Origin of the sequence: Bacteroides sp. 51 (assembly GCF_010500965.1) — a bacterium.
In the GTDB taxonomy this organism is placed as follows: domain Bacteria; phylum Bacteroidota; class Bacteroidia; order Bacteroidales; family Bacteroidaceae; genus Bacteroides.
Map to the genome: position 1 here is coordinate 463 of NZ_QVMI01000064.1, position 8,446 is coordinate 8,908.

Annotated in this window: 6 protein-coding genes and 1 rRNA gene; all 7 read left to right on the forward strand. The window is 45.3% G+C overall.

From position 1 onward, the window contains the following. The coding region (locus tag D0T87_RS23280; RefSeq protein ID WP_203558772.1) for an Mfa1 family fimbria major subunit at positions 1-1,258 on the forward strand (1,258 nt) is incomplete at its 5' end. A 57-nt stretch (positions 1,259-1,315) separates the two neighbouring features. Next, positions 1,316-2,095: a FimB/Mfa2 family fimbrial subunit gene (locus D0T87_RS23285; protein ID WP_163178521.1), complete on the forward strand. Its 780-nt coding sequence runs from the start codon at positions 1,316-1,318 to the stop codon at positions 2,093-2,095. Further along, complete coding sequence (locus tag D0T87_RS24935) at positions 2,073-2,231, forward strand: FimB/Mfa2 family fimbrial subunit (protein WP_163178523.1); 159 nt, start codon at positions 2,073-2,075, stop codon at positions 2,229-2,231. Before D0T87_RS23285 ends, D0T87_RS24935 begins: the two co-directional genes overlap by 23 nt. Before the next feature lie 34 nt (positions 2,232-2,265). Further along, positions 2,266-4,956, forward strand: coding sequence for a fimbrial protein (locus D0T87_RS23295; protein WP_163178525.1), 2,691 nt, complete (start codon positions 2,266-2,268; stop codon positions 4,954-4,956). An 84-nt stretch (positions 4,957-5,040) separates the two neighbouring features. Then, a complete protein-coding gene (locus D0T87_RS23300) occupies positions 5,041-5,652 on the forward strand; it encodes a DUF1566 domain-containing protein (RefSeq protein WP_163178527.1) in 612 nt (203 codons plus the stop codon). Between the two features lie 40 nt (positions 5,653-5,692). After that, entirely contained in the window at positions 5,693-6,190 is a 498-nt protein-coding gene (locus D0T87_RS23305) for a hypothetical protein (protein ID WP_163178529.1), read from the forward strand. Positions 6,191-6,905: 715 nt separating this feature from the next. Continuing rightward, a 16S ribosomal RNA gene (locus D0T87_RS23310) occupies positions 6,906-8,429 on the forward strand. Positions 8,430-8,446: the final 17 nt, after the last annotated feature.

Genomic DNA, 8,446 nt, shown 5'->3' on the forward strand with positions numbered 1-8,446 from the left:
AATGATGGCTTGCGCCCTGACTTTAGGGTTTGCTAGCTGTAGTAATGATGACGAAGTAGATAACGGTGGTATTATACCTAACGGAGAACCTACGGTGGCGCTTATTAAATTGTCGCAAGTGGCGGGGCCCACTACCAGAGCTGATATTAAAGAGGCAGTAGGAAATGAAAAAAAAGTAACAAAGGCAATCGTTTACATTTTCGGTGCTACCGGCAAATTTGAGCAAGCCGTAGAGTTGAACACTTCCGAAGCAAGCGCTGGAAAAGTCGTAGCAATCACCACCGGTTCGCACTATTTCTATGCAGCCGTAAATCCGATCGCTGGTGTACCCAGCACATTTGCTGAAGATACTCCGTTGGAAACAGTAAAAAAAGATGTTTTGACAAGTCTGACTCTGGCTAAATTGACAGAAGGTACCGATGGTTTCTTTATGACCAATGTAAGCGATGCGTCGGCTCAAAACATCGTGGCGGGTAAGGCTGATGGTACTAGCAATCTTATCGATATCAACGTAGGCCGTGCCGTAGCTAAGGTAAACGTAGCTTTGGCAGACGATGTTGAGAACGGTACTTCTGTATTTGGTGAAGGTAATAAATTCACTGACATGGAGTACAAAATGGGTGGTAACCCCAACCAAATGTATCTTTTCCCAGTATACGAAAGTGGCGTTCTGAAAACTCCCCTCTATTCGACTACTTATGCTGCTGCGAACTATTTTGCAGATGCTGCTTATAGAGCAGGTGACACACCTGGTTATATTGTAGAAAACGCTAATGCTAAAACTATCAAACAAGGAGAAGCAACACATGCGGTTGTTAAAGGTGTGTTTACTCCTGACGGAATGACTGAAGGTGCTGATTTCTGGCGTGTTTACAATGCATCAACAGAAACATGGGAAACCACCATTTATGATACCGAAGCAGCAGCAAAATCTGCCGCTAATTATCCTACTGATAAAGCTACCAAGAAGATTGTAAAATATGAAGGTGGTGTTTGCCACTATGCTTTCTGGGTTATAGACGAAAATGCAGCAGACAAATACACCATTAACCGTAACAGCTACTACAATATCAAAATTGAAAGTGTAGCCAAAATCGGAACAAACGAAGAAGGTGGTGATAAGGACATAGATGGCGATCCTATTGTTCCGTCAAACCCACCTGTAAAACCTGAAGAACCAATTGAAGCAGATACTCATCTGAAAGTAAGCATCAAAGTACTCGACTGGACTGTGGTTAACACAGGCGTAGGTCTTTAATTATTACTATAAGTCCTCCCCTTCGGGGGAGGCATAACTCTCAAAGAAATAAGAATAATGAAACATATACAATCGATTATAGCTATTTGCCTGGCCGCAAGCATGATCTTCTTAAGCAGTTGTATAGGAGATGACAGCGACTGCACACCCGTTACCCGGGAAGTTACCATGTTGCTCCGGTGCGACATTAACACCACAGGAGCAGATGTATTTACGACGGTTGTAGAATACGTCGATCTGTATGTGTATAACAATGCAGGTGCACTGCACCAGAAAATGGAACGCCTGACCAAAGAACAATTGTCGGCAATGAATTATATATATAAGATGGCACTGGAAGAAGGAAACTATACCCTGGTGGCCTGGATGAATGCCAGTGATGAATTTGAAGTAAGCGAAATAGAAGAACTATCTACTGCACGCCTCAAACTAAAACCTGAGGACGGCGGTGTGGTAAAAGCCAACACCCAACCCATCTATCACGGAAGCCGTGTATTGACCGTGAATGAAGAAACCGGAATTGTAGTCATCAATATGATGAAGAATACCAACTACATAAATGTAACTACAAACTTCGACCGGACCCTCCCACAGTCTGTAAACCTGCATGCCTACATAACAGGAACAAACGGACACTATACCTTCGAAAATAATTACCCGGGCCAGGCGCCTGTGTACACCTATATGCCGCAACCTGCCAAAACACGGGCTGCGTACCCCTTTGCATTCACCACCCAACGCCTGATGGTGGACGATGACCTACATTTGGTCATCATCAAACAGGAAACCGGAAAAGCCGACGAGCAGTTNCATCATGCGGAATCCGCTGTACAATGAACAGCAGGATCTGGATAAACACGATACCTACGAACTGGAGTTCACCCTTGAACACAACGGTGATGAAGACACCTGGGCAGTGGTAGGTATACGGGTAGACGACTGGACGTGGAGCAGTAGCGGAACCGGATTATAAGAATCTAGTTGAAAAAATCAAAACAGATATAGTTATGAAATTTAACGGAAGAAAAAGTATGCTCAGGCTGTTGGCCGCTATCATGTTGGTAGCATTCTCGGCTTGTATGGACGAGTACAACGAAAATGCCCCGGAAACCGACGGTGATGTACGGGTGAAATTCGCCATTCAGCTACCGGGAACAAGTACCCCCGCCACGCGGGCTTTGGGTACTATAGACGAGAACGAAGTAACCGAGATCGACGTATTGGTATTTAACCAGATAGGAGAAGGAGGTGGACTTGTGTATACGGTCGGATGCAGTGAAAACGATATTAAAACTGACGAAAATGACAGCCGTAAAAAGACGTTCATCGTTGAACTCAGACAGGGAAAATACGACTTGGTCATCGTAGCCAATGCACACAGTATAATAACCGCCACAACACTCACAACAAAAACTAAAGCCGAAGTGCAGGACTTATTGACGACAGGGATGCCAACCGGTGGAAAATGGAATGCCACTAAAACAGCGGCAGATTATAAACCCATGCCTATGTGGGGAGATATAGGCAATGAAACGATCAACGACCAAACCGACCTGACCGGAGAGGGTGCGGTTTCGCTTACCCGTATGCTAGCCAGGGTGGATGTAAAGGTGGATGCAGCCGTAAGCAACTTCACCCTGAGCAGTGTTCGTGTGTATAATTACAATACGCACGGGGCTGTAGTGCCGCCCATCGCGGCATGGAGTAAAGACGACGGGAAAATCACTGTACCTACCATTCCTTCGGATTCCGAAATCACTGAAGGTCCAATCATTTATGACAATAAAGATGGCAAAACCGAGATCAACACAACCGATAATAACTGTGTAGGCGAGATATACATCTTTGAATCCGAAAACCATACGGATGCGAAACCGGAACATACCAAAGCCAAAGCTTTGCAGGACCGTACCTGTATTGTAGTGGGTGGCGTTTATGATTCCAAGACCTACTACTATCGTATAGACTTCTTTAGCAAATCGGGCGATACAAAGACGTATCTTGATGTCTTGCGCAACCACCAATATGTGTTCAATATAATAAGCGTGTCGGGTCCGGGCTACGACGATCCGGATGTCGCGTTTAAAAGCGAACCGATCAACATTGAGGCTAATGTTTTACCATGGAATCAGGCCGATATGGGAAATATCGTTGCCGATGGGCAGTTTATGATGGCTGTGAGTCAGGGAGAGTTCGTGTTTGGTAAGGATGAAATAAAAACCCAGCAAACGAATAATGTATTCTATGTGCAAACCGACTACATCACGACCGCAGAGGGTGGCAAATCGGGATGGTATGTAGAAAAGATAGTGGACGCTACAGATGATACGAAAGATGTGACATGGGTTAAAACCACTTCCAACGGTACAACGACTCTCACGAAAGGTGCTGAGAATATTAAAGCAAAAGTGGTATTGGCTGTAGATGAAAATACAGATGGAAAGGAACGCGACGCGGTGATATGGATTGCTGCCGGCCGACTGCGCTATGCCGTGAAGGTGAAACAGACGATTATTGCTCCTTTGAGCATCGGATTGCTGGATGGCAATAACGCCCATGTAACGGAACTTATCTTCGCTTCTAAACAAGGTGTGAAACCGGCCTCACAAACCCTCACGGTCAACTGGCAGCCGAAAGACGCTGACCTGGAAATAACAAACGTGGGAGTAGGAAGCAACGCTTTTGCTTCGGGTGTAGGTGCACCCGTTACCGGAACGGTGCTTGCAGGGAACAACGGAACAGGTACGATTACCTATTCTATCGCTCCTGCTGCTTTTACGACAGCGGAACTGAACGGAAACCCATTTTTCGAAAAAAGCTCGAAGGTGGATTTTGTTACAACAAACAGTATATCATACGCTACGGCCAACGTGTTCCTGCGACAGATAAGTTACAACCTGGTTACGGATGTTAAGTCGGGTTATATATTAAACTCGCAGACGGAAAAGATAAATGTCCGGGCGAATTTCGACTGGACGATATCGAAGGTAACAGACCCGCACGATATACTGCAAGATGAAGACAAGCTTCTTGAAATAGCAGGCGGCTATAACACCACGACAGGAAACATCGTATCATTTACAATGGTGGCGGAAAATACTCAAACGTCCAAATCGGGTAAGACGGCGACGATAACCTTCAAAAGCCAGCACGACGAGTCGACGTGGGATGTGGTGATTACCGCAGTGGAAGCTCTGTACGTAGGATATTTCGGGGGCGCATTGGTGCAAAAAGAGCCGGGTGTTTGGCAATTCGAGCGAGTGCTGTATGTGCAGAATGCCGATGAAGCGATGAATGTGAAATGGGCTTCCACGACCGGCGTTGTCAATGTAATGGGCGATTGGGACGGCAAAGGGATTACCCTTGCATTAAGCCAAATGAGTACGACGGATTATCCTGCGGCTAATCTTTGCTTCCAGAAAAACAATAATTGGTCGTCAATTACAGGAAAAACGAGTGCGAATTACGATTGGTATCTCCCGGCAAAGAAACAGCTTATGGGTGTGTATGTAGCTAATGCCGGATTTGAGAGGGAGGAGCAGCTCTCCGGTGCAGCTGGTGCAAATTACTATTGGAGTGCTACGGAGACTAGTGGTAGCACCGCTTGGAGTATGAAAAGTAACGGCGTCTCAATGGGCGGCATCAGCCCCAAGACTAGTGCTACCAGCACGCGGCTTCGCTGCGTCAGGGAATTATGATTAACTTATTGAGGCGGCTTTGCCGCCTCGAACGCAATGACAGTTCTATTTTGAATTTGATAAACTTAAAAAGAAAGATAAGAAATGAGAAGATTTTTAATCATAGCATTATTTGCAGAGCTGATGGTGACGTCGGGGCTGATGGCACAAAAGGTGTATAAGTCTGATGGCACAAAGTATATTCTTGACCTGACTGTGGCGGCAGGGATGCCAGCGAAGTCGGTAACAAATACATCCAAAACGGCGGCTTACGCCTCGTTTCTGCCCAGCGTAACTGAGTTCGGGATGGTAGCGGGTGCAAAAAACGATGAAAACCACCCGATAAATGCAACAGTGTTTCAAAAACTGGAGGTTGCCCCTAATGATATGGATGCATCGTATGATATGGACGGCACGGGTACAACACTAGCTTGGGTAGCAGCTTTTAACGGGTGCAGGAATTCTACATATAAGGGGGGGAATTGGCGGCTTCCCACACAGCGGGAGTTAATGCTGATGTATATCTTCTATCCGGCATTGAAAAGCCTTGGAATCGGCGGATTCAAGTCAAATAACTACTGGAGTGCCACAGAGGGGACGGCGGGATACTCGTGGTATGTGTCTTTCTACAACAATGACTATGAAAATGGTCTTACGAACATTGTTGAAAAAACGACGCAGTACTACGTGCGCTGTGTTCGCGAAGTCACCGATTAACATTGCAATGAGAGTTGGCTATCCAAAGCAAAGCGGGGGCATGTTGTTTCACGAAATGCCCGCCGCCCACGTTGAACAGTTGGGAAGCAGCAGGAATTACCGGCTATTCTTTCTTCTGAATGGAAAGGTTCGCCTTGAAGGAAATGAATGGGATAGCTGTCAGGTTCATGGGCAGCAATTGCTACTCCTGTCGCCACAATGCGAAATAAGTTGTGGGGCCTTTGAGAAATCAAAGTATGTAACCGTAAACTGTACTGGGCTGCAAAGCTGGCACAACAGATGTTATTTAGAGGAACTAAAGCGTTATGTATATAGCGGGCAGGAACTTACTTTTTCTACGCTCCCGCTACATGAAAAACTGAAAAAGCTACTTTCCGGCTTTACCGCATATACCAACAACGAATATCAATACCTCGAAATATATGATACGGTTTTCGTGGTGTTGCGTTTATTATATACTAATGAAGAAATGGCTTTGCTATTATCGCCTATGCTGCAAGGTATATCAAACGAAGAAAATGAGTTGAGAAATAGTTAAAGAAACTCTACTCAAAAGTGTCGTGTTAGCATGAGGTAATCCATGATGTGATATCACGATTTTCCTCCACTAAGTTGTTTTGTTGCTAGAACCCCTATGTCAAGCGTGGCAATAGGGGGTTCTTTGATTTTACTCATTTCTATACCATCATAAAAAGAAATGGAAAAGTACGTCATTGCGAGAGGGTGCCCCGAAGCAATCCAGTATATCAAGAAATGTATGTATTCTGTATTCCTCATTATCAGCCCCTTATCTTTTTTCTTTCATTTTTCTTCAATTATTTCTTGTTATAATTTGGTTTGTATTCCAAAAGTCTCTACTTTTGCACCCGCTTTGTGAGAGAACAAAGCCGGATGTTTTTGACAAATTGTTCACAGATAACGGCATTTTTAGTAAGAATTAATTTTTCTTCAAAAAACTTTCGAATAAATTTGGAAGTAGCGTTTTAAAGTTGTTATCTTTGCATCCGGTTTCGCTTAAATCCGAAGCCAATCGTTCTTTGAATTATTTTCATAACTATACAAGTAGTACAAGCCAAATATTATATTTGGGTTAATTGAACCGTCATTCTATATTATATATAGGTGTAATTTGATAAATTTGTACGGCATCCGAGCAGAGATAATTTCATTTACTATTTACCATTTACTATTTACCATTTGTATGTTAAATTGTAAATAGTCTAATTGTAAATTGTAAATGGCAAGATACTTTTACAATGAAGAGTTTGATCCTGGCTCAGGATGAACGCTAGCTACAGGCTTAACACATGCAAGTCGAGGGGCAGCATTTCGCAGCAATGTGAAGANTGGCGACCGGCGCACGGGTGAGTAACACGTATCCAACCTTCCTTTTACTCTGGGATAGCCTTTCGAAAGAAAGATTAATACCGGATAGTATGATAATTCCGCATGGTTTTATCATTAAAGTTTTTCGGTGATTGATGGGGATGCGTTTCATTAGATTGTTGGTGAGGTAACGGCTCACCAAGTCTTCGATGAATAGGGGTTCTGAGAGGAAGGTCCCCCACACTGGTACTGAGACACGGACCAGACTCCTACGGGAGGCAGCAGTGAGGAATATTGGTCAATGGGCGAGAGCCTGAACCAGCCAAGTAGCGTGAAGGATGACTGCCCTATGGGTTGTAAACTTCTTTTATATAGGAATAAAGTTCTCCACGTGTGGAGTTTTGTATGTACTATATGAATAAGGATCGGCTAACTCCGTGCCAGCAGCCGCGGTAATACGGAGGATCCGAGCGTTATCCGGATTTATTGGGTTTAAAGGGTGCGTAGGCGGACGTTTAAGTCAGCTGTGAAAGTTTGCGGCTCAACCGTAAAATTGCAGTTGATACTGGGCGTCTTGAGTATAGTGGAGGTTAGCGGAATTCGTGGTGTAGCGGTGAAATGCTTAGATATCACGAAGAACTCCAATTGCGAAGGCAGCTGACTATCCTATAACTGACGCTGATGCACGAAAGTGTGGGTATCAAACAGGATTAGATACCCTGGTAGTCCACACAGTAAACGATGAATACTCGTTGTTTGCGATATACTGCAAGCGACCAAGCGAAAGCATTAAGTATTCCACCTGGGGAGTACGCCGGCAACGGTGAAACTCAAAGGAATTGACGGGGGCCCGCACAAGCGGAGGAACATGTGGTTTAATTCGATGATACGCGAGGAACCTTACCCGGGCTTAAATTATAGAAGAATGTTGGAGAAACCCAACAGCCGCAAGGCTTCTATGAAGGTGCTGCATGGTTGTCGTCAGCTCGTGCCGTGAGGTGTCGGCTTAAGTGCCATAACGAGCGCAACCCTCATCGATAGTTACTAACAGTTTATGCTGAGGACTCTATCGAGACTGCCGTCGTAAGATGTGAGGAAGGTGGGGATGACGTCAAATCAGCACGGCCCTTACGTCCGGGGCTACACACGTGTTACAATGGGAGGTACAGCGAGTTGCTTACTGGTGACAGTTGGCTAATCTACAAAACCTCTCTCAGTTCGGATCGAAGTCTGCAACCCGACTTCGTGAAGCTGGATTCGCTAGTAATCGCGCATCAGCCACGGCGCGGTGAATACGTTCCCGGGCCTTGTACACACCGCCCGTCAAGCCATGGGAGCCGGGGGTACCTGAAGTACGTAACCGCAAGGATCGTCCTAGGGTAAAACTGGTGACTGGGGCTAAGTCGTAACAAGGTAGCCGTACCGGAAGGTGCGGCTGGAACACCTCCTTTCTGGAGTGATGCCTGCA